General features: G+C 72.4%; 16 protein-coding genes. 3 read left to right on the top strand and 13 right to left on the bottom strand.

The window, feature by feature from the left end:
• Nucleotides 1-6: 6 nt before the first annotated feature.
• Both ACIQOU_RS04515 and ACIQOU_RS04510 read right to left on the bottom strand, forming a co-directional pair.
• Nucleotides 7-1,302 carry an ATP-binding protein gene (locus ACIQOU_RS04515; protein WP_401533813.1) on the bottom strand — a complete coding sequence of 432 codons (1,296 nt, stop codon included), beginning with the start codon at nt 1,300-1,302 and terminating at the stop codon, nt 7-9.
• A 106-nt stretch (nt 1,303-1,408) separates the two neighbouring features.
• Nucleotides 1,409-1,810: a cell division protein SepF gene (locus tag ACIQOU_RS04510; protein ID WP_401533812.1), complete on the bottom strand. Its 402-nt coding sequence runs from the start codon at nt 1,808-1,810 to the stop codon at nt 1,409-1,411.
• Between the two features lie 295 nt (nt 1,811-2,105).
• Here ACIQOU_RS04510 and ACIQOU_RS04505 point away from each other — a divergent pair, with 295 nt between their 5' ends.
• Entirely contained in the window at nt 2,106-3,794 is a 1,689-nt protein-coding gene (locus tag ACIQOU_RS04505; protein WP_401533810.1) for a hypothetical protein, read from the top strand.
• 708 nt (nt 3,795-4,502) lie between these two features.
• Here the strand turns inward: ACIQOU_RS04505 and ACIQOU_RS04500 are convergent.
• From ACIQOU_RS04500 to ACIQOU_RS04485, 4 genes are all read right to left on the bottom strand, one after another.
• The gene (locus ACIQOU_RS04500) at nt 4,503-5,072 is read right to left on the bottom strand and encodes a sigma-70 family RNA polymerase sigma factor (RefSeq protein WP_401533808.1); all 570 of its coding nucleotides are present in this window, start codon (nt 5,070-5,072) and stop codon (nt 4,503-4,505) included.
• A gap of 115 nt (nt 5,073-5,187) precedes the next feature.
• Nucleotides 5,188-5,808 (bottom strand): hypothetical protein, encoded by a 621-nt coding sequence (locus tag ACIQOU_RS04495; RefSeq protein WP_401533806.1) that lies wholly within the window; start codon nt 5,806-5,808, stop codon nt 5,188-5,190.
• Nucleotides 5,809-5,903: 95 nt separating this feature from the next.
• Nucleotides 5,904-6,611 carry a YcnI family protein gene (locus ACIQOU_RS04490; protein WP_401533805.1) on the bottom strand — a complete coding sequence of 236 codons (708 nt, stop codon included), beginning with the start codon at nt 6,609-6,611 and terminating at the stop codon, nt 5,904-5,906.
• 38 nt (nt 6,612-6,649) lie between these two features.
• Nucleotides 6,650-7,393, bottom strand: coding sequence for a hypothetical protein (locus ACIQOU_RS04485; RefSeq protein ID WP_401533804.1), 744 nt, complete (start codon nt 7,391-7,393; stop codon nt 6,650-6,652).
• A gap of 89 nt (nt 7,394-7,482) precedes the next feature.
• Here ACIQOU_RS04485 and ACIQOU_RS04480 point away from each other — a divergent pair, with 89 nt between their 5' ends.
• Complete coding sequence (locus ACIQOU_RS04480; protein ID WP_401533803.1) at nt 7,483-7,890, top strand: DUF6153 family protein; 408 nt, start codon at nt 7,483-7,485, stop codon at nt 7,888-7,890.
• A gap of 88 nt (nt 7,891-7,978) precedes the next feature.
• Nucleotides 7,979-8,590 (top strand): DUF305 domain-containing protein, encoded by a 612-nt coding sequence (locus ACIQOU_RS04475; protein ID WP_401533801.1) that lies wholly within the window; start codon nt 7,979-7,981, stop codon nt 8,588-8,590.
• A gap of 59 nt (nt 8,591-8,649) precedes the next feature.
• Here ACIQOU_RS04475 and ACIQOU_RS04470 read toward each other — a convergent pair whose 3' ends face one another.
• From ACIQOU_RS04470 to ACIQOU_RS04440, 7 genes are all read right to left on the bottom strand, one after another.
• Nucleotides 8,650-9,810 carry an NAD-dependent formate dehydrogenase gene (locus ACIQOU_RS04470; protein ID WP_401533800.1) on the bottom strand — a complete coding sequence of 387 codons (1,161 nt, stop codon included), beginning with the start codon at nt 9,808-9,810 and terminating at the stop codon, nt 8,650-8,652.
• A gap of 104 nt (nt 9,811-9,914) precedes the next feature.
• On the bottom strand, nt 9,915-10,853 hold the full coding sequence (locus ACIQOU_RS04465) for a LysR substrate-binding domain-containing protein (RefSeq protein WP_401533798.1): 939 nt from the start codon (nt 10,851-10,853) through the stop codon (nt 9,915-9,917).
• Nucleotides 10,854-10,961: 108 nt separating this feature from the next.
• Nucleotides 10,962-14,897, bottom strand: coding sequence for a molybdopterin-dependent oxidoreductase (locus ACIQOU_RS04460; RefSeq protein ID WP_401533796.1), 3,936 nt, complete (start codon nt 14,895-14,897; stop codon nt 10,962-10,964).
• Nucleotides 14,898-15,348: 451 nt separating this feature from the next.
• Nucleotides 15,349-16,293, bottom strand: coding sequence for a sulfotransferase family protein (locus tag ACIQOU_RS04455; RefSeq protein ID WP_401533794.1), 945 nt, complete (start codon nt 16,291-16,293; stop codon nt 15,349-15,351).
• A 35-nt stretch (nt 16,294-16,328) separates the two neighbouring features.
• Nucleotides 16,329-17,630 carry an aminotransferase class III-fold pyridoxal phosphate-dependent enzyme gene (locus ACIQOU_RS04450; RefSeq protein WP_401533793.1) on the bottom strand — a complete coding sequence of 434 codons (1,302 nt, stop codon included), beginning with the start codon at nt 17,628-17,630 and terminating at the stop codon, nt 16,329-16,331.
• A gap of 264 nt (nt 17,631-17,894) precedes the next feature.
• Nucleotides 17,895-19,460, bottom strand: coding sequence for a GMC oxidoreductase (locus ACIQOU_RS04445; protein ID WP_401533791.1), 1,566 nt, complete (start codon nt 19,458-19,460; stop codon nt 17,895-17,897).
• Nucleotides 19,461-19,833: 373 nt separating this feature from the next.
• Nucleotides 19,834-19,962, bottom strand: a complete 129-nt coding sequence (locus ACIQOU_RS04440) for a hypothetical protein (protein ID WP_401533790.1) — start codon at nt 19,960-19,962, stop codon at nt 19,834-19,836.
• Nucleotides 19,963-19,982: the final 20 nt, after the last annotated feature.

Below are 19,982 nucleotides of genomic sequence, written 5' to 3'. Positions count from 1 at the left end.
GTTCGGTCACGGCACCAGGTCTACCACCGGGTCGAGGTGGACCACGCTCACCCCCTCCACCCCGGCCGCCCAGGTCGCGTCGTGCACCGTGCCGACGACCCGGACATGTCCGCGACAGCTCATCCGGGCGGCCAGCAGCAGGAGTTCGCGGCGTTGGCGCGGGTCGAGGCAGCGGTCGAGGCCGTCGGCCAGGACGGTGAGCGTCTGCATCGCGTCGGGCACCTCGCCTGCCGCGTCGACCTCCAGCACGCCGGGCCCGGTGAGCAGGACCAACGCGAGGGCGAGGTACCGGAGTTCGCCGGAGCCGAGGCGGGCGAGGTCGGTGCGGTGGCCGTCGCCCCGGTCGAGAACGGCGCGGACGGTGCCGTCGGTGAGGGCGCGCGCGTAGAGGTCGGCGACGGGACCGGCGCACCCGGCGCGCAGGGCGGCGACGAGTTGTCCGTGCCGTTGGGCGCACTCGGCGCGGGTGCGCCACAGGACGTCGGCGAGGTTGTCGCAGCCGCCGAGCAGCCGCCCCGAGCCGGTGGGGACGGGCTCCCGCATCCGGCCGGGGCGCGGATCGCAGGCGAACACCGACCGCAGGGCGACGACGAGTTGCTCGGCGGCGGCGAGCACGCGCCGTTCGGCATCGGTGCGTCCCGCCATCCGCAACGGCAGCAGGGTGGCGGCCAGCCGGTCGCCGGGGAACGGGACCCGCGTCACCGGTGAGGCGCCGCCGGTGTACCAGGTGGCCCGCACGGTCGGGCGGGACGGATCGAGCAGGGCGGTCTCCAGCAGGACCACCCCGCCGGACGTCAACCGCTCGCCGACGATGCGGAGTTCGGGTTCGGCCTGAACGGCGACGTCGAGCCGGACGGGGCCCTCGGGGCCGTCGGCCGTGCAGCCGATGCGGAAGCCGCGGCGGCGCTGGGCGTCGGGCCGGGCGCGCTGCGGGACGCAGCCGAGGGGGTCGGGGAAGACCTGCCCGATCTCGGTGCCGTGGCCGAGCCGGGCCAGGGCCGCGTAGGCGCGCAGGGCGCGGGTCTTGCCGCTGCCGCTGGCCCCGGCGAGCACGGTGACCGCCCCGAGGGGCACGCTCACCTGCCGCAGTCCGGCGAACGCGGCGAGCCGCAGCTCGGTGACGCAGGGCCGGGCCGCGCCCGCAACGTCCGCCTCGATCCCCGGCGAGCCCCCCTGCGACGGCACCCGCGCGCTCTGCGGCTCGAACGTCGCGAACGGCCCCGTCGGCGCCGTCGGCGCGGCCGGAACCGTCGTCGAGGTCGGCGCGGTCTCCTGCTCGGGCGGCACTGGTGACACGGTCATGTCCGGACCGTAGGACCCCGCCGGGCTGGTGAACCGTTCCGTCCGGGGCACCTTCCTACGATCGGGGGACCGGGAGGGGCCCCGGCGGCCGCGAGGGGCGCGGAGGTCAGTACTCCGCGGCCTCGGGGCCGTTGCCCAGGTCCTCCATCCGGTCCGTGACCTCGGTGCCGGACGGCGTCAGCAGGAAGACGTTCCGGTCGACCCGGTGCATCCCGCTGGCCAGGCCGAAGACGACGCCGGTGCTGAAGTCCAGGACCCGCTTGGCGATGTCGGTGTCCGCGCCGCTGAGGTCGAGCAGGACGGGCACCCCCGCCATCAGGGTCTCGGCGACCTCGCGCGCGTCCGCGAAGACGTTGATCCTCAGCACGACGAACCGACGGCGCACCTCCGTGTCGTCGTCCGGGAGGGACCGATGGCCCACCGCGGACGGCCAGGCGTCCCGGCCCCGCAACGGAACGACCTGGGCGAGCCCTTCCCACTGTTCATCGGTGACGTCGTGACTGTTCACCGGCTGCCCCCGACCTGACTCGCACTCATTTCCTGCACCAGGCAATTCTTACGCCAAATAACCCGTTCGGCCCAACAGCGACACGGTGCACCGCCCGACACCGCCCTTATCTCGCCACTTTGACCACAACTGACCATTTTTGAACCGATTCCGTTCGGAACGGGGCTTCTTACTGGGCTCACACCGGACTCTTCACGTCCGCCCGCGCCGCACTCACCGGGCCCCGCTACGGTCCCATGTCGTGCACTTGGCAGAAACTCAGCAGGTGACACCCGGGCGGCGGACGCAGTCGGCGGTGTCCGCCACACCGGAACCTCCCGCTCAGTGGCACCGGGTCCTCACCCTCCTCGCCACGATCAGTCTCTTCATCGGCACTCGTTCGGTGTGGACGCAGGCGGCCAGCCACCGGTTCCTCGTCGCGGCGGTCATCTCGATCTGTTACGCGTCGATCCTGGTGTGCGGGGCGCTCGCCCTGATCGTCCACCGCGCCCGTTCGCTGGCCCGCGTGGACCTGGTCGTCCTGGTCACCGCCGTCACCCTCACCCTGTGCGCCTGGGTGATGAACCACAACGGCTCCGACGAGGCCCTCCTCACCACCCAGGCCGCGCGTGAACTGGTCGCGGGCCACGCCGTGTACGGGAATCCCTGGCCCTGGCTCTTCGACCACGGCGCGGCCCTCACCCCGACGGTGACCGGCGGCTACGACTTCACCTACGGCTATCCGCCGCTGGCCCCGCTGCTGACCGCGCCGCTGCTGTGGCTGGGGCACGGCGGCGCCCCGGCGACGGCGTTGAGCACCGGCGCGCTGGTCGTCGGCACGGTGCTGCTGTGGCGGCTGCTGCCGACGCCGTGGCGGTCGGCGGCGACCATGGCCTGCCTCGGTTTCGGCTTCCTGCCGACGTACGGCCGGCTCGGTTACCCGGCGATCACCGCGCTGGCCCTGCTGATCCCGGTGGTGGTCGGCTGGCCCCGGATCGGGCGGGGCGGGCGGCTCGGCACGTCGGGGCTCGCGCGGGCGGCGTGCCTCGGTGCGGCGTGCGCGGCGCAGCAACTCCCGTGGTTCCTGGCGCCGTTCCTGCTCGCCGGGGTGTACGCGGTGCGCCGGGGTGAGCTGGGCGGGCGGGCCGCGGCGCAGGTGGTCCTGCGGATCACCGGGGTCGCCGTCACCGTCTGGCTGCTGATCAACACGTACTTCATCGTGAGCGAGCCCGGGCCCTGGCTGAAGGGTGTGGCGCTGCCGTTGACGCAGGGCGCGGTGCTGCACGGGCAGGGTCTGGTGGGCGTCTCGCTGTACTTCACCGACGGCAGCGACCGGCTCGACTGGTACGGGCACGCGAGTCTGCTGCTCGCGGCGGGGCTGCTGGCGTTGCTGGTGCTGTTCCCGCGTCGGCTCGGGCCCGCGGTGACGGTGCTGCCGTGGTGCGCGTTCTTCCTGGCGACGCGCTCGCAGGACGGCTACTACCTGATGATGACGCCGCTGTGGCTGGCCGCAGCGGTGACCGCGCCGCCCTCGGAGTTCGCCGGGGCGTGGCAGCCGCGTCCCCGTCCGCTCGCCGGGCGGCACGGGCGGGCGGTGCGGATCGCTGCCGCGGCGCTGGTGCTCGGGCCCGCGCTGGTGAGTGCGGGGATCGCGGTGACGGGGTCGGCTCCGTTGCGGGTGACGATCGTCGGGGTGCGGCATGTCGGGGTGCGGTCCGTGTCGCGGGTGACGGTGCGGGTCGTCAACACCGAGGCCGGTGCGCTCGCTCCGCACTACATGGTGACCACGGGGCAGGGGATGAACAAGTTCTGGACGGTGGTCCGGGGGCCGGCGGTGGTCCCCGCGCACGGCACGGCAACGGTGACCATTCGCCCCGCCGATGGCTGGTTCCGCCTGCCCACCAAACCCACCACCCGGGTCCGCCTGAGAATCTTCACCCCGTCCCCCCAAACCTTGACCAACACCTACGTACACCTCAACGCGCCTGCGTCCACGCCGAGTTGACGTCGGCCCGGGCCGGATCGCGCAGTTCCCCGCGCCCCTAAACGACACGCCCGAACCGTGAGCCACCAGACTCAGGCCAAGTGGTCGCACCCACGCAACAGCGCCGTACATCGACTGGCCCGTCAGGCGAGTGCAGCACCATCGTGGCTCGCCGCGCAGTTCCCCGCGCCCCTCACCGGCACGCCCGAACCGTGAGCCACCAGACTCAGGCCAACTGGTCGCACCCACGCAACAGCGCCGTACATCGACCGGCCCGTCAGGCGAGCGCGCCACCATCGTGGCTCGCCGCGCAGTTCCCCGCGCCCCTCACCGGCACGCCCGAACCGTCAACCACACACTCACCGCACAACCAGCAAGCCCAACCACACAACCGCCCCCCCCAGAAGCGCCCCGAAAGGGGCGCGGGGAACTGCGCGACCAGCCCCCACCGAACCCGCACCCGCCCCCGGCACCCCCAAGGCACCCGAGCCCGCCGCCAACGCCCAGCCAACGCCCTCAAGGGGCGCGGGGAACTGCGCGACCAGCCCCCACCGGGCCCGCACCCGCCCCCGGCACCCCCAAGGCACCCGAGCCCGCCGCCGACGGCCAGGCAACGCCCTTAAGGGGCGCGGGGAACTGCGCGACCGGGCACGACGGCGCCGCGCCCGACGAACAACCCCGCGCTCCCCACCCGGCCAGGGACACCGCAGCGCGTGCCGCTACCCGACCTCACCCCAGTTGCCCCACCAAAGCCTCTCTCGCTCGCGAGACGCGGGAGCGCACCGTGCCGATGGGCGAGCCGATGACCACGGCAGCCTCGTCATAGGGCAGACCGAGCAACTGGGTCAGCACAAAGGCCTGCCGGCGTTCATCAGGAAGCGCGGCCAGCAGATCCAGCAGCACGACACCATCGTCGAAGCCAGGCAGCCCGCGAGGCTGAGCCCTCTCCACCGCCGACTGCCAGTCAGGACTGTCACTGTGACGCGGCCGAGCCGCCGCGTGCCGGTAGCCGTCGACGACCGCACGCCGCGCGATGGACAGCAGCCAGGTCCGCGCCGAACACCGCCCCTCGAACCGATGCAGACTACCGAGCGCCCGCAGAAACGTGTCCTGCGCGAGATCGTCCACCGCCTGCGGATCGGCGCACAGATGGGCGACGTAACGCCGCACATCCCGGTGCAGGGCGCGGACGAAACTCTCCACGGCATCGGCGTCGCCGCCGCGCGCGGCCAGCGCCCAGGCCGTTATCGACGCGTCGATGTCGTCGTCGACGGCGGGTGGGCGGACAGGAGTGATCACCTAGGGGTCCTGTTCGACATCCGGGTCCGGGACCCGGAGGGGAAGGGGGAACGGCGGCCGGGTGGCCGTCGGCCGGGGCGGGCGCGTCGGGCGCGGCCCCGGGTGCCGGCTGTCGTCAGTGGACAGCGGTCGCCGCGGGCGGTCCCCTGGAGGTGATCGTGTGGACGAGGTGGAGCAGCCGGGGCGCCCGCTGCGAACGGCTCCGACGCCGCACGCGGGGCCGTGGCCGGGCGGCGAGGACGGGCGGCGCGAGCGGCAGCCGCAACGGCGCCGCCAGCCGCGCGGCGGCGGCCCGCAGCAGCCGGAACGCGGCCCGCTCCCCGTGCGCCAGCCACAGTCCGCACAGCAGCGCGGCCAGCAGGTGGGCGGAGATCATGCCGGGCGAGGCCGCCGCGGCGACGGTCGTTCCGGTGCCGCCGGACGCGTGGGCCATGTCCATGGGGACGCCGGGGGCCATGGCGGCCATGGGCTGGGGACCCGTAGGGGTCGGGGTCAGGGAGAACCCCGTGTGCAGGGCCGCCTGGGCGGCGACGGCGACGGTCACGACCAGGGGCAGGCCCCGTTCCCTGGCGGTCAGGAACCAGCTCGCCGTGCCGGTCGCGGCGAGCCCGGCGGCCAGCGCCCACGGGGGCACCTGGCTGCCGGACATCAGGACGTGGCCCAGTGCGGCGAGCAGCACGCAGACGGACGCGAACACCGCGGTCCGTGCCGTGCGCCCACCCCACCCTGCCGTCATGGCGCCACATCCTCGCATCCGGATTCCGCGCCTCGTCCGGAGGCCGGGGAATCCACAGGTGGACACGGCCGATTCACAGCCGACGCTCCGGCCCGCTACCGCAGCCGACGCCCCCGCAGCACGGCGAACGCGGCCGACGCCAGCCCCAGGGCGCCGACCACCAGACCGGCGACGCCGAGCCCTCGGGCGGTCGCGTCACGGGGCTCGGCGGCCGACGTGCTCTTCGCGGCGGGGGTCGAAGTGCCGCTCTGCGTAACGGACTTCGCCGTCAGCCGGAGCACGGGCGCCGGGTTCTCGGGGTCGTCGTCGCCGGACTGGGGTTCCTCGATCCAGCGGACGGTCGTGCCGTCGGAGTACGTCTGGAGCGTCTTGAACGTCAACTCGCTCGCGTTGTCCGGCAGTTGGCCGAAGGCGACGTCGAAGTCCTCGAACTGTCCGGCGCCGATCTTCCCGCCGGTCCAGGTGATCTCGGAGACCGCGTCGGTGATCGTGCCGTCGTCGGTCTTCACCGGCGTCTTCAGCTTGGCCGTGGTGACCTTGGCGGTCCAGCCGTCCCGGGGTGACACGAGCACGCCGAGGACGGGGTGGTCGGTCGGCAGGAAGACCTGGACCTTCGTGGTGCTCGCGGTGTCCTCCTCGTTGGGGACGCGGAAGGTCAGGACGCCGTCCGTGGCGCCCTCGGGGTAGCTCTCGGGGTGGACGGTGACATGCGCGAAGGCGACGCCGGACGCGGCGAGGACTCCGGCTGCGGCCAGGGCGACGACGGTGCCGACGCGGCGTGGGAGGAGACGGTGTGCGGACATGGGTGGGTGAATCTCCGTACGTTCAGGGGGTGTTCGGGTCAGGGCGGGTACGACAACCCCGCCGGTGGCCCGCGCCGCCGCACCGCATGCCGCAACAGCAGCCGCCGAAACGGCTCCGGATGGTCAACGGCCTTGTAGGCGACGGCCGTTGACTCGCGCCCGGCCCACTCCCCCGCCCGCCACCAGGCCACCAGACCCGGCACCAGCGCGACCGCCCGCCGCAGCAACGACCACACCGCCGCCTCGCCCCGCCGCAACCACCAGGTCAGCAGCACCGCCGCCAGCAGATGAGCGGCGGTGGCATGCGAGGCCGGCCCATGGACAGACCAGAGGTGAGGGTGGGAGGCGTGGTGCGCGAGTGGGTGACCCCCGTGCGCGCCCCGCATCGAACCCACCATGCTCCGCAACGACGCCCCCGACATGCCCCGCGACAACAGTCCCGTCGGCCCCGTCGGCCTCATCGACATGCCCGGCATGCGCATCCGCATCCCCGGCCCCGTCGCCGCGTCGGACGGCCCGCCCATGCTGCCCGGTGCCGCCCAACCGAAGAGGGCGTGCAGCGCGCCCTGCGCCGTGAGCGTGCCGATGCCGATGGCCGGCAGGGAACGTTCCCTCCCGCCCAGCGGGTACGCGGCCCCGAACACCGCCACGCTGCCCGCGGCCTGGGCCCAGAGGGGTGGGGCCGTCGCGGTGGCCAGCGCGTGTCCCCCGGCGGCGAGCAGCACGCACAGCACGGCGAACACCGCCGCGCGCAGCCCGCGTATCGAGGGAGAGGCCGTCATGTCGACCGATCCTGCCACGCGGCTGCCCGGCCCCGCCGTCGGTCGGGGTAAGAGCGGCCCGACCGGCGCGGATGCGTAGCATGGGCGCCGTGACAGCCCGCGCACAGCGAACCGACGCCGCGCCGCCCGCCCCGTGGCGGCGGGCGCTGCTGGTGCTCGCGCTGCTGGCCGGACTGTTCGCGATGCACGCGCTGGCGCCCGGCGGCACCACGACGCACCCGATGAACGCGATGAACGCCTCACCGTCGGCACACCTGACGAGGGTGACGACACCGGACGACTGTGTCGGCTCCGCGCACGGCAACGGTCATGTCCAGCACGCCGATCAGATGTGCGCGTCCGGCGCGGTGCCCGGCGGGCCCACGCTGCCCGCCCTCCTCCCCGGCCAGGTGACCTGCCTCGCGCCCGCCGACGCCGGACGCCCGTACGCGGTCACGGCGCCGGACGGTGCCCGCGCGCCCCCGTCCCTCGCGGAACTCCAACTCCTGCGGATCTAGACACCGCCTCACACCGCGCCCTCCCTGACGGGAGGCGTCGCGGGCCCTCGGCATGTCTCACCGTCCTTTCTCAGCACAGGAGTTCCTCATGCGCAGCATCACCCGACGGATCGCGGTGGCGGTCGTCGCCGGTTCCGCCCTGCTCACCCTCGCCGCCTGCGGGAACGACGGCGGCGGCCACGCCACCGGTCACGGCGCGCCGACGCCCACCGCGTCCCCGTCGAGCAGCGGCGGGCACAACGCGCAGGACGTGGCCTTCGCGCAGGGCATGATCCCGCACCACCGGCAGGCCCTGGAGATGGCCCGGCTGGCCGCAGGGCGGGCCTCGTCGGCGCAGGTCAAGAAGCTGGCCGTCCGGATCGAGAAGGCCCAGGACCCGGAGATCGCGACGATGTCCGGGTGGCTGAAGGCCTGGGGCGAGCAGGTTCCCGGCACCGGCACGGCCGCGCACCTGGGGCACACCGGGATGCCCGGCATGATGGGCGAGGCCGCCATGGACGCGCTGGAGAAGGCGTCCGGTACCGACTTCGACGAGCGGTTCCTGACCCTGATGGTCGAACACCACCGGGGCGCCGTCGAGATGGCGTCGGCCGAGCGCGCCAAGGGTGCCTACGGCCCGGCGACGGAGCTGGCCGATGCCATCGCCGACGCCCAGAGCGCCGAGATCAGCGAGATGAACGGGCTCCTCGGCACGGAGTGACGCACCTGCGCGAGCGGCGCCGGAGTTCTCAACCGGCCCCGCCCGCACCGCCGTTGGGCTCAGCCGTTGACGGAGTAGGAGTGCGCGCCCGTGCCGGCGAGGCGGCCGCCGTCGACGATCAGGTACTCGTCGCGGATCGGGCGGCCCGCGAAGAAGGACTCCAGGATCTCCCGGGTGCCGGCCGCGTAACGGGCCTGCGCGGACAGGGAGGAGCCGGAGATGTGCGGGGTCATGCCGTGGTGCGGCATCGTGCGCCACGGGTGATCCGCCGGGGCCGGCTGCGGATACCAGACGTCACCGGCGTAACCCGCCAACTGGCCGCTGCGCAGGGCCCGTTCGACGGCGTCCCGGTCGGCGATCTTCGCGCGGGCGGTGTTGATGAGGTAGGCGCCACGCTTCATGGTGTTGATCAGCTCGTCGCCGAACAGCCCCTCCGTCTCCGGGTGCAGCGGCGCGTTCACGGTGACGACGTCGCAGTGCGGGGCCATCGCGGCGGCGCTCTCGTGGAAGGTGAGGCCCAACTCCTCCTCCACCTCGCGCGGCAGCCGGTGCCGGTCGGTGTAGTGGAGCTTGACGTCGAACGGCGCGAGGCGGCGCAGCACCGCGAGGCCGATGCGTCCGGCGGCGACCGTGCCGACGTGCATGCCCTCCAGGTCGTACGAACGGGCCACGCAGTCCGCGATGTTCCAGCCGCCGTCCAGGACGACCTGGTGCGAGGGCAGGTAGTTGCGGACCAGGGAGAGGATCATCATGACGACGTGCTCGGCGACGCTGATGCTGTTGCAGTACGTCACCTCGGCGACCGTCACACCGTGCTCGATGGCCGCGTCGAGGTCGACGTGGTCGGAGCCGATGCCCGCGGTGACGGCGAGCTTGAGGTTGCGGGCGGCGGCGATGCGCTCGGGGGTGAGGTAGGCCGGCCAGAAGGGCTGCGAGATGACGATGTCCGCGTCGGCCAGTTCGCGGTCGAAGACGGAGTCGGCGCCGTCCTTGTCGGAGGTGACGACGAGGGTGTGGCCGGCCTTCTCCAGGTAGGCGCGCAGGCCGAGTTCACCGGAGACGCTGCCGAGGAGGTGGCCCGGGGTGAAGTCGATCGCCTCGGGGCTCGGGGTGGTCTGCCCGCCGGGGTAGTGGTCGATGGCGGGGAGGCCGTCGCGGGCGTACGCGGTGGGGAATCCGTCGGTCGGGTCGTCGTACAGGACGCAGAGCACCTTGGCCATGTCGCGGCTCCTCAACTGGTGTTGCGGGACAGTGCTGTTCACGATCCTCGGGCCGGTCGGCCGTGGCAAAGCGTTCTTCGTTATGCCGGGATAGCCCGCGGCTATCAGCGGACGTCGGCGGCGGAGAGGTAGGTGTGCAGGAGTTCGTCGAGGGCGTCGCGGACCCCGGCTTCGCGGCCGACGGTGAGGAAGGCGTCGGCGAGGACGGGGCGGGGTTCGCCGTTCGCGACGACGAGTCCGACGCGCGGGCCGTGCGCGGGACCCTCCAGCGGGACGACGCGCATGCCCTCGGGCACGCCGAACAGGTGCAGCCAGGCGTGCGAGATGACGCTCGACCAGCGTCCGCCGGGCAGATGCGCGTACAGTCCGGCGACGCTGTCGGTCTCGATGGCGGGCTCGGCGGTGGCGCCGTCGGCGGCGAAACACGCGTCCATGATGCGGCGGTTGCGCATCCGCGGGTTGAGCAGGCACAACGGCAGCGCGGCGGCCTGCGCCCAACGGGCCCTGGCCACCTGGGCGAGGGGCCCTTCGACGGGGGTGAGCAGCACGTACCGCTCCTCGTAGAGGGGGAAGCGGCGGACCTGGCGCAGGGTGTCGTCGTCGAGGTAGGTCATGGCGACGTCGAGTTCGAACGCGGTGAGCCCCTGGGTGATGTCGGCGGACGACAGGGACTCGACGCTGACCCGGACGTGCGGGTGGCGGTCGCAGAACGGGGTGGTGAGGAGGGTCGCGGCGGGCAGCGCGGTGGGCACGACGCCGAGCCGGAGGGTGCCGGTGAGGCCGTCGCGCAGGGTGGACAACTCCTGTCGCAGGGCGTCCCGTTCGGCGAGGATGCGGTGGGCCCAGGCGAGGACGACCTCGCCCTCGGGGGTGAGTCCCTCGTACCGCCGGCCGCGCCGGACGATCGGGACGTGCAGTTCGTGTTCGAGGCGGCGGACGGCGGCGGACAGGGAGGGCTGGGAGACGTGGCAGGCCGCGGCGGCCCGGGCGAAGTGCCGTTCCCTGGCGAGCGCGACGAGATACTCCAGCTGACGCAGCAGCATGCGCGGGCCTCCACGGCGAGGGGTCGGGTGCGGTACCGCTCCCATGATCCCGCCGAGGGGCGGTGCGCCGCAGCGGTCCGGCTCAAGTACCGGCCGGGGGCGCCCGGTTCAGTACACGTCCCGTACATACCGTCGGTCGGCGGCGAGTTGCTTCAGGTGGGCGGTCGCGGCCGGTTCGTCGAGGCCGCCGTGCCGCACGGCGAGGTCGCGCAGGGCCCGGTCGACGTCCTTGGCCATGCGGGCGGCGTCGCCGCAGACGTAGATGTGGGCGCCGTCGCGCAGCCAGGACCACAGGAGGGCGCCGTGTTCGCGCATCCGGTCCTGGACGTAGACCTTGGCGCGCTGGTCCCGGGAGAAGGCGGTGTCGAGGCGGGTCAGGGTCAAGTCGGCGAGGAACGAGGCGAGTTCGTCCCGGTAGAGGAAGTCGGTGGCCCGGTGCTGTGCGCCGAAGAAGAGCCAGGCGGGGCCCCGGTGGCCGAGGGCGCGGCGCTGTTCGAGGAAGCCGAGGAAGGGCGCGACGCCGGTGCCGGGGCCGATCATCACCAGCGGGGTGTCGGGGTCGGCGGGTGGGCGGAAGTGCGGGGAGCGCCGGACCTGGACCGGCACGGGGGTGCCGGGTGCCGCGTCGGCGAGGAAGGGTGAGCAAACCCCTTGCCGTGGGCGGCCGTTCGGGCTCTCGTAGCGGACGACGGAGACGGTGAGGGAGACCAGGTGGGGGTCGGTGAGCGGGCTGGACGATATGGAGTACTGGCGGGGCTGGAGGCGGCCGAGGAGGTCCGTCCACTCCTGCGCCCCGGCCCGCACCCGGTGTTCGGCGATGACGTCGACGGCCTGCCGTCCCCAGCCCCACTTGTCCAGCTCGACCTGGTTGCCGGGCCGCAGCAGCCTCTTCAACTCCCGTGGGTCACGCGCCCGTTCGGCGGTGAAGCGGAGCAGGTCGGGGGTGACACGGGTGATGTCGAGGTGGTGGCGCAGGGCTTCTGTGAACGGGATCTCGCCGGTGTCCTTCAACGTGACGGGCGCGTCCGCGTCGACGCCGCTGGCGGTGAGCCATTCCGCCACCAGGGAACGGGAGTTGAGGGGCCGCACGCCGAGCGCGTCACCGGCGTCGTAGGCCAGCGGGGTCGGGCTGTCGCGGGCGTCGAAGGTGAACCGGCGTATCTCCTTGCCCGCGCCGGGCAGCCCGAGCAGCCGGTTCCCGACGAGGCGGGCGGCGACGGGGTCGGGACGGCGGGGGCGGGGACGGGGACGTGAGCTGGGGCTAGGGCTGGTGCTGAGGTGGGGTGATATGAGGGCCGTTGCGGCGCCCAAGCCCCGTGCGGGAGCGGCGAGTTCGGAGGCACCGGTGAGGCCTGGCTCCGCAGCGCCGGAGAGGATCGCCTCGACGCTGTCGAGCCAGGCGTCGGCGGCTTCCTCGTGGTCGGGGTCGCCCGCCGCGCAGTCGACGCGGGGTGTGAGCCGGGATGCTCCCAGGTCACCGAGGCGACGGTCGAGGCGGCGCCCGTGTCCGCAGAAGTCGGCGTAGGAGGGGTCACCGAAGGCCAGCAGGGCGTACCGGTGTCCGTCCAGGCGCGGGGCGTCGGGGCTGGTCAGGGTCTCCCAGAGGCCGGTGCCGTTGTCGGGGGCGTCGCCGTCACCGAAGGTGCTGGTGACGACGATCAGATCGGCGCCCGAAGGCCACCGGGCGGGGTCGGCCTCGTCCATGGAGAGCAGGGCGGTGGTGTGCCCGGCGCCCTTGAGGCGCTCGGCGGCGACGGCGGCGAACTCCTCGGCGGTCCCGGTCTGCGAGGCCCACAGCACGACGACCTCACGCAGCCCCGGCGCGGCCGGAGTTGCCCCGGCCACTCGCGCCGGAGTGCGAACCGCCCTCTTTTGTACGGGAGTTGGCAGATCGGCCAGCGGTCCCCGGACGACCACCGGCGTCGCCACCTTCGCCAACGACACCGCGCACACCTTCAGTTCGGGCTGGAAGGAGAGCGGGTCGACCGCGTCGCTGGTGACGGCGTTGACGCTGAAATCCTCACCGAACAGGTCGTTCCAGTGGAACGGCGCGAAGCAACTCCCGCGCTGCACACGGTCGGTGACCACGGCGGGCAGCACGGCCCGGCCGCGCCGGGAGGTGATCTCGACCGAGTCGCCGTCGGTCAGGCCGAGGCGGCCGGCGTCCTCGGGGTGGACCTCCACGAACGGCCCGGGGGCCAGCTTGTCGAGCTGGGGCACCCGGCCGGTCTTGGTCAGGGTGTGCCAATGGTGCTGCACCCGGCCGGTGTTGAGGACGAACGGGTGGTCGTCGTCGGGCAGTTCGGCGGCCGGGAGGTGCGGGCGGGGGAAGAAGACGGCGCGGCCGCTCGCGGTGGGGAAGGTGAGGGAGCCGTCGTCGGCCAGATAGCGCACGGGGTTGCGGGCGGGCCCGTCCTCGGCGGCGGGCCACTGCACGGGCGTCGCGCGCAGCCGCTCGTAGGTCACGCCGCGCAGGTCCCAGCCGGTGGCGGGGTTCCAGAACCGTTTGATCTCCTCGAAGACCTCCTCCGCGCTCGCGTACGAGAACCCCTTCTCGTAGCCCATCTCCCGGGCGACGGCGGCGATGATCCGCCAGTCGGCCATGGCCTCGCCGGGCGGGTCGACGGCGGGGCGGGCCAGGGTGAGGGTGCGTTCGCTGTTGACGAGGACGCCCTCGGTCTCCGTCCACAGGGCGGCGGGCAGCACGATGTCGGCGTGGGCGTTGGTCTCGGTGTCGGCGAACACGTCCTGGGTGACGACGAGTTCGGCGGCGGCGAGGCCTTCGACGACGGTGCGGCGGTTGCCGACGGAGGCGACCGGGTTGGTGCAGATGATCCAGCAGGCCTTGATGGCGCCGTCGGCCATCCGCTGGAACATCTCGACGGTGCCCCGGCCGACGCCGTCCGCACGCAGGGTGCCCGGCGGCAGCTCCCACACCTCCTCGGTGAACGCCCGTTCCTCGGCGACCAGCACCGAACGCTGGCCGGGCAGCCCCGGACCCAGGTAGCCCATCTCCCGGCCGCCCATGGCGTTGGGCTGCCCGGTGAGGGAGAAGGGGCCGCTGCCGGGGCGGCAGATCGCGCCGGTCGCGAGGTGCAGGTTGATCAGCGCGTTGGTGTTCCAGGTGCCGTGCGTGGACTGGTTGAGGCCCATGGTCCAGCAGCTGGTCCACTCCCCCGCCTCACCGATCAGCCGGGCCGCCGCCCGGAGGTCGTCCTCGGTGACGCCGGTGATCCCGGCGACGACGGCGGGCGGATAGTCGGCGAGGTGGGCCTCCGTCGCCTCCCAGCCCTCGGTGTGGCGGGCGATGAAGTCGGCGTCGGTGTGCCCGTTCGCGTGCAGCAGGTGCAGCAGCCCGTTGAGAAGCGCGACGTCGGTACCCGGCTTGACCTGGAGGAACAGGTCGGCCTTGGCGGCGGTGGCGGTGCGCCGGGGGTCGACGACGATGAGCTTGGCGCCGGCCGTCCGCACCCGGTCCAGCAGGCGCAGGAAGAGGATGGGGTGGCAGTCGGCCATGTTGGAACCGATGACGAGGAAGACGTCGGCGCGGTCGAGGTCCTGGTAGGAGCCGGGCGGCCCGTCGGCGCCCAGCGACAGTTTGTAGCCGGTACCGGCCGACGCCATGCACAGCCGTGAGTTCGACTCGATGGTGTTGGTGCGGATGAACCCCTTGGCGAGCTTGTTCGCCAAGTACTGCGCCTCCAGGCTCATTTGACCGGAGACGTAGAAGGCGACCGCGTCCGGCCCGTGGGCGTCGACGATCGCCCGCAGCCGCCGTGCCGTCTCCTTGACCGCCGCGTCGACCGGCCCCGGCACCGGTGGCGCGCCCCGCTCGGGCCGGGTGAGCGCGGTGGTGAGGCGGCCGGGGGCGGCGAGCAGGTCGGCGGTGGTGGCGCCCTTGGTGCACAACCGGCCGGAATTCGCCGGATGCTCCCGGTCTCCGCTCACCTTGAGGACACGGCGCCGCCCATCGCCCCCCGCACCGACGTCCAGAACCAGGCCGCAGCCGACCCCACAGTACGAACAAACGGTACGAACCCTCACCGAACGACCGCCCCCCTCACCGACGTCACGCACACCCGGGCCGCCCACGGACACCCCCGCCTCTCCTGATCGCCGGCGAATGAAGCACCGGCGACCCTAGAAAGGCCCCGTTACAGAGGCATCCCCCGCAACAAACACCCCGGGTTAACCCACCCGCACAGAGGCAAGGCACCCCCTGTGAGCGGCCCCGCACCCAACAACGGCGGCGCACCCCGCAGATAAGGGGCGCGGGGCTGCATCGATATGCGGCTCCGCCGCGCAGGCGCAACGCACCCGCACACAACAACGGCGCCGCACCCACCGATAAGGGGCGCGGGGAACTGCGCGACCAGCCACAGCGGACCCGCACCTGCGCCGCAGGCATCCCCCGCCCCCGCGCCGCAGGCACATGCGCCGCAGGCACGCCCGCCCCCGCGCCGCAGGCACCCGCAGGCACCCGCAGGCAACCCCCTCAGACCGTCGCGGACAACCCGTACCCCAGACGCTCCAGCTCAGAACCGGCGATCTGCTCGAACTCCCGGATCTCAGCAGGAGTGAGGTCCTGGAGATAACGCCCGTTGCGCCCGGTGTACAACGGCTTCCCCGCAGCCTCCGCAGCAGGATGCCCCCACGGCTTGTCGAAGAGGCTGTGTTCCTGCTCGGCATGGTGCAGAACCGACTCGTCCCACGCGAGCCCCAGATGGTCGAGCATGCGTTCGGCGGTCTGCCGGGGCCGGGTGATGAGGTCCTCGTAGCGGACCTCAAGGTAGCGGCCCGCAGGGGCTTCGAGGCGAGGCCGGGAGACGACTTCCAGCCAGCCGTAGGCGGCCTCGGCGACCGTGCGGTACCCCCAGTCGGGGACGGTCTTGAGGTGGGAGGCGGCGAGGTCACGGCCGTCGCGGACGATGTGGATGAAGCGGGCGTGCGGCCAGATCCGGGCGTAGGTGCCGACGTCCTGGATCTTGCGCTGGAGCTTCATCCCCCAGTGCCGGACATCGTGGTCGGCCCGGCGGAACTCACCGATGGCGTCGATGAGTCGACAACGGTCCTCAAGGGTGGAGAGGTCGGTGCCGCGTTCGGCCATCAAGTCGGTGACGAGAGCGCGCACTTGCTCGCGGTTCACGCCGGAACGTTCGCACTGGGCGACGAAGTGCATGCTGTCGTACCACTCGGGGTCGATCGACTCCTTGTCGGTGAGGGCGCCGATCACCCGGGGGTCGTCCTGGTCCATCAGGTCGCAGACGGCGAGGATGTGCGGGCCCAGGTTGGGCGGTTCGGGGAAGTCGATCTCCGGTCCGACGACGAGGTCGGGGTGCGAGTCGAGCACGATGCTGAGCAGCGTGGTGCCGGAACGGTTCTCGCCGCCGAGCAGGACGGGGGCGGAGGTGAGCGGCCAGGAGCGCGGGGCGATGGTCATGGTTCTCCCAGAAGTCGCGGGCGTGGAGGGGGAGTTCAGGCGCGGTCGAAGCCGGGGAACCACCGGGTGACGGTTGCGGGCGTGGTCACGAACCGTTCATCGGCGAACCGGATGGCGGCGGTGAGGACATCGCCGTCGGCAGCCTTCCCGCGTTCCTCAAGCGCCACGCCGAGGGAGACGTCCGCCGCGGCGATGGCCGCCGCCACGTCCTCGTCCCGGGTCGCCGCCGACGGCATGAACCGGCCGCCGTACTGCATCAGGACGCCCCGGCTCCACATCTCCTGGAAGAAGACGCGCCCGAGGTCGCCGTCGACGAACAGGACGTCGAACATGGTCGGGTGGGAGAACGCCTCGGCGGTGACGGAGTGCCCGGCGAACGCCTCGTTGAGGCCCCGGATCAGTTCGGCGCCGACGTCGTGCATCCGGGTGAACGGGGTGCCGTCGGCGAACTCGTCGAGGGTGGCGAGAGCGGCGGCGAACGGGGTGGTCTCCCGCTGGTAGGTGTTGCCGAGGTAGGTGTGCTCGACGGCTTCCATGACCTCGGCGCGGCCACAGACGGCGGAGAGCGCGGTGCCGTTGGCGAGGCCCTTGCTGAGGGTGATGAGGTCGGGGGTGATGCCGGCGGCGGTGTGGTAGCCGCCGGGTGCGTAGCGCAGACCGGTCATGACCTCGTCGATGATGAGCAGCGCGCCGTGCCTGCGGACGGTCGCCTCCAGGGCGCGGGCGTACTCCTCGGGGAAGAAGTTGACCTCGGGGGTGACGATCACGGCGGCCAACGGGCCGTGGGCGGTGGCGAGTTCGTCGAGCAGGTCGAGGTCGTAGCGGAAGTCGTGGGTCTGCGGGTCGCGGCCGGGTATCCCCATCGGCGCCCGGTCCTGGAGGTGCCAGTCGTGCCAGCCGTGGTAGCCGCTGGTCAGGACGGTGGTGGCGCCGGTGTGCACGCGGGCGAGGCGGACGGCGGCGGTGGTCGCGCAGGAACCGGTGCGGAAGAACACCGAGCGTTCGGCGACCGGGAAGAGCGCGGCGAGCCGTTCCGCGAGTTCGACGCGGAGCGTGGAGAGGGGGCCGGGCAACACGCCGCCGCTGCGGGCGAGTTCGGCGACGATCCGGTCCAGTACGGGCTTGTGTCCGGCGCCCAGCGGCGCGGCCCCGCTGCACGCGGTGAAGTCGATGTAACGGCGTCCTGCCGCGTCCCATACGGCGGCGCCCTCGCCGCGGTCCAGGACCAGCGGGAAACGGCGGTCCAGGTCCCAGGTCTCCGACGCGGTGAACTGTCGTGCCCGGTCGAGGAATTCGGCGTGGGTGGCCTCGGGGGAGACAGGGGTGCTGGTGGGCATGGTGGAGCCCTTCTGCTGGGGGGGTGGGGACGGGGGCGTTACGGGAAGGCGGGTGCCGGGTGGCAACGCCCTTGAGGCAGGCCGGGGTTGAGGCGTCGACGCTCCCGGGGGTGGAGCGGGGGGTGCGGGCGGGGATGCCCTGGACGTGCGGGGGAACGGCGTCGGGGTGTGGGCGTCGCCCGGGGCGGGGCCGACGCCTCGGCGCCTGAACTCCCTTGGCAGGGGCCGGAGTTCAGGGCAGGGAGGCCTGGGCGGGGGACGGCGTCAGGGGGTTGGGACGGCCGCGGAGTGTGCGGAGCGGGTGGCGCCAAGGCCCGCCGCGATGCCGCCCGCGATGCGCAGGGCGTTCGCCTGGATGGTGAAGGTCGGGTTGACCCCGGCGGAGTAGGGGAAGTAACCGCCGTCCACGACATGGACGTTGTCGAGATCGTGGACCCGGCCCGCCGCGTCGACGACGGAGGTGGCGGGGTCGTTGCCCGCCCGGCAACCGCCGTGCAGATGCCGGTTGCCTATCTGGTAGTTGGACTCCTCGAAGCAGATGTCGTCGGCGCCCGCCTCGGTGAGCATCTCCCCGGCGCGCCGGGACAGATAGCCGAGCCGGCGTTTGTCCAGCGGGTGGGTGGAGTAGTCGACGACGATGCGCGGCAGGTCGAACGCGCCCCGGGTGCGCGCCAGGCGCACGACGTTGCGGTGCATCGGCTGGTCACCGGCGAGGAAGTGGATGCGCAGCCGCATCCGTCCGTTGCGGGGTGCCCAGTTGCCCTCGCGGGCGTCGTAGAACACCCCGCCGAGCCCGGAGGGGGCATCGGGGTCGAGGTAGTGGTCGCTGAAGGCGACGGTGGAGAAGGGGCCGCTCTCGGTCTCGCCCTCGATCTCCACGCCGTCGGCGTCGACGGTTCCGCCGACATAGCCGCTGACCTTGTAGGAGAGGCCGCGGCCGACCATTCCGGTGCTGTTGCCGAGGCCCTGGGGCGCGCCGGGCTGGGCCGAGCGCAGCAGGAGGGCGGCGGACTGGATGGCGTTGGCGGCGAGCACGATCGACCGGACGCGGGTGGTGCGGCGGGTGCGGGTGGCGAGATCGAGCCATTCGACGGCACCGGCCCGGTGCCGGTCGGCGAGGACGATCCGGAGCGCCTTGGCGCGGCGCTCGACGGTCAGGGCGCCGTCCGGGATGGACGCGTCGAGGAGGAACGAGGTGGCGCTCGCGCGGGCGCCGGTGGGGCAGACGTACTCGTTGCACGGGCCGCAGCTCACACAGGCCGGGCGGCCCGCGTAGGGCACGGTGTTGATGGCGAGCGGGGTCGGGAACGGCTTCATTCCCCTGCGCAGCCCGAGGTCGGCGATCTGCCGGCCGTGGGCGCTGAGCGGATAGGCGGGCATCACCGCAGGTATGCCAGGTGGTTCCAGGGGGTCCGCGCCGGTTTCCCTGGCCACCCCGATACATCGCTCCATCCGGTCGTAGTAGGGGCGCAGTTCGTCGTAGCTGATGGGCCAGGAGGGGTCGAGCGCGTCGGGTGCGACATGGGCGCGGGCGTCCATGTCGACCTCGCGGAGCCGGAAGGAGATGCCGGCGTACAGCGACATTCCGCCACCGAGCGCGGAGGCGCTCCAGGGGCGGGCGAACGGTTGCAGGGTGCCGCCCGCGGTGGGGACGAGCGCGTTCTCCCAGGCGTTCTCCAGTGCCGAGAGGTACTCGCCGGGGTTCAGCTGCCGGCCCTCCTCCAGGACCAGGACCCGCAGTCCCTGGGAGGCGATCTCCTGCGCCGCGACGGACCCGCTCGCGCCGCTTCCGATGACGCACACATCGAAATCGAAACTGTCGAATTTCATATAGCCGCCCGTACCAGAGGTTCCGTCGGTATCGGCCACCGAAGGTACACACGGGGTGTAAAAACGTTCAAGCATCTCGGGCAACCAACCCGTAAAAAGTGGCCTGAAAAAAGTGGCAATACCTCTGAAGAAACGGCGGATACAAAGGCGTTCGACATTTCGTACCCCTATTCACGCTGGCCAGACCCCCTACTCCAGGCGAAAGAACGCCTGACTCCAAGGTCAATCAGAGTATTCCGACGAGTTGACGTTGGCCGGATATCGTAAGGTCGCGCACATTTTCAACACAAAAGCTTGACCGTGATTTTCACTGCCGATCATGCATTTCTGGACATCTTACGGGGAACAATTCACCCCCACGTTCCGGATGCTGTCAGCCGGCCCAGCGTCCCGACATGAACGTCACCGCGAGGACCACCGTCAGCGGCGCCACCACCCGCCAGTTGCGGTTCTCGGCGCCGTGGGGGCTGGTCGCGCCCACGCGGCGGAGCCGCATATCCACAACAGCCCCGCGCCCCTTGG

Origin of the sequence: Streptomyces sp. NPDC091279, assembly GCF_044757465.1 — a bacterium.
In the GTDB taxonomy this organism is placed as follows: Bacteria; Actinomycetota; Actinomycetes; order Streptomycetales; family Streptomycetaceae; genus Streptomyces.
Note: the sequence above shows the minus strand (reverse complement) of the source record. Positions and strands in the feature narration are given on the sequence as shown.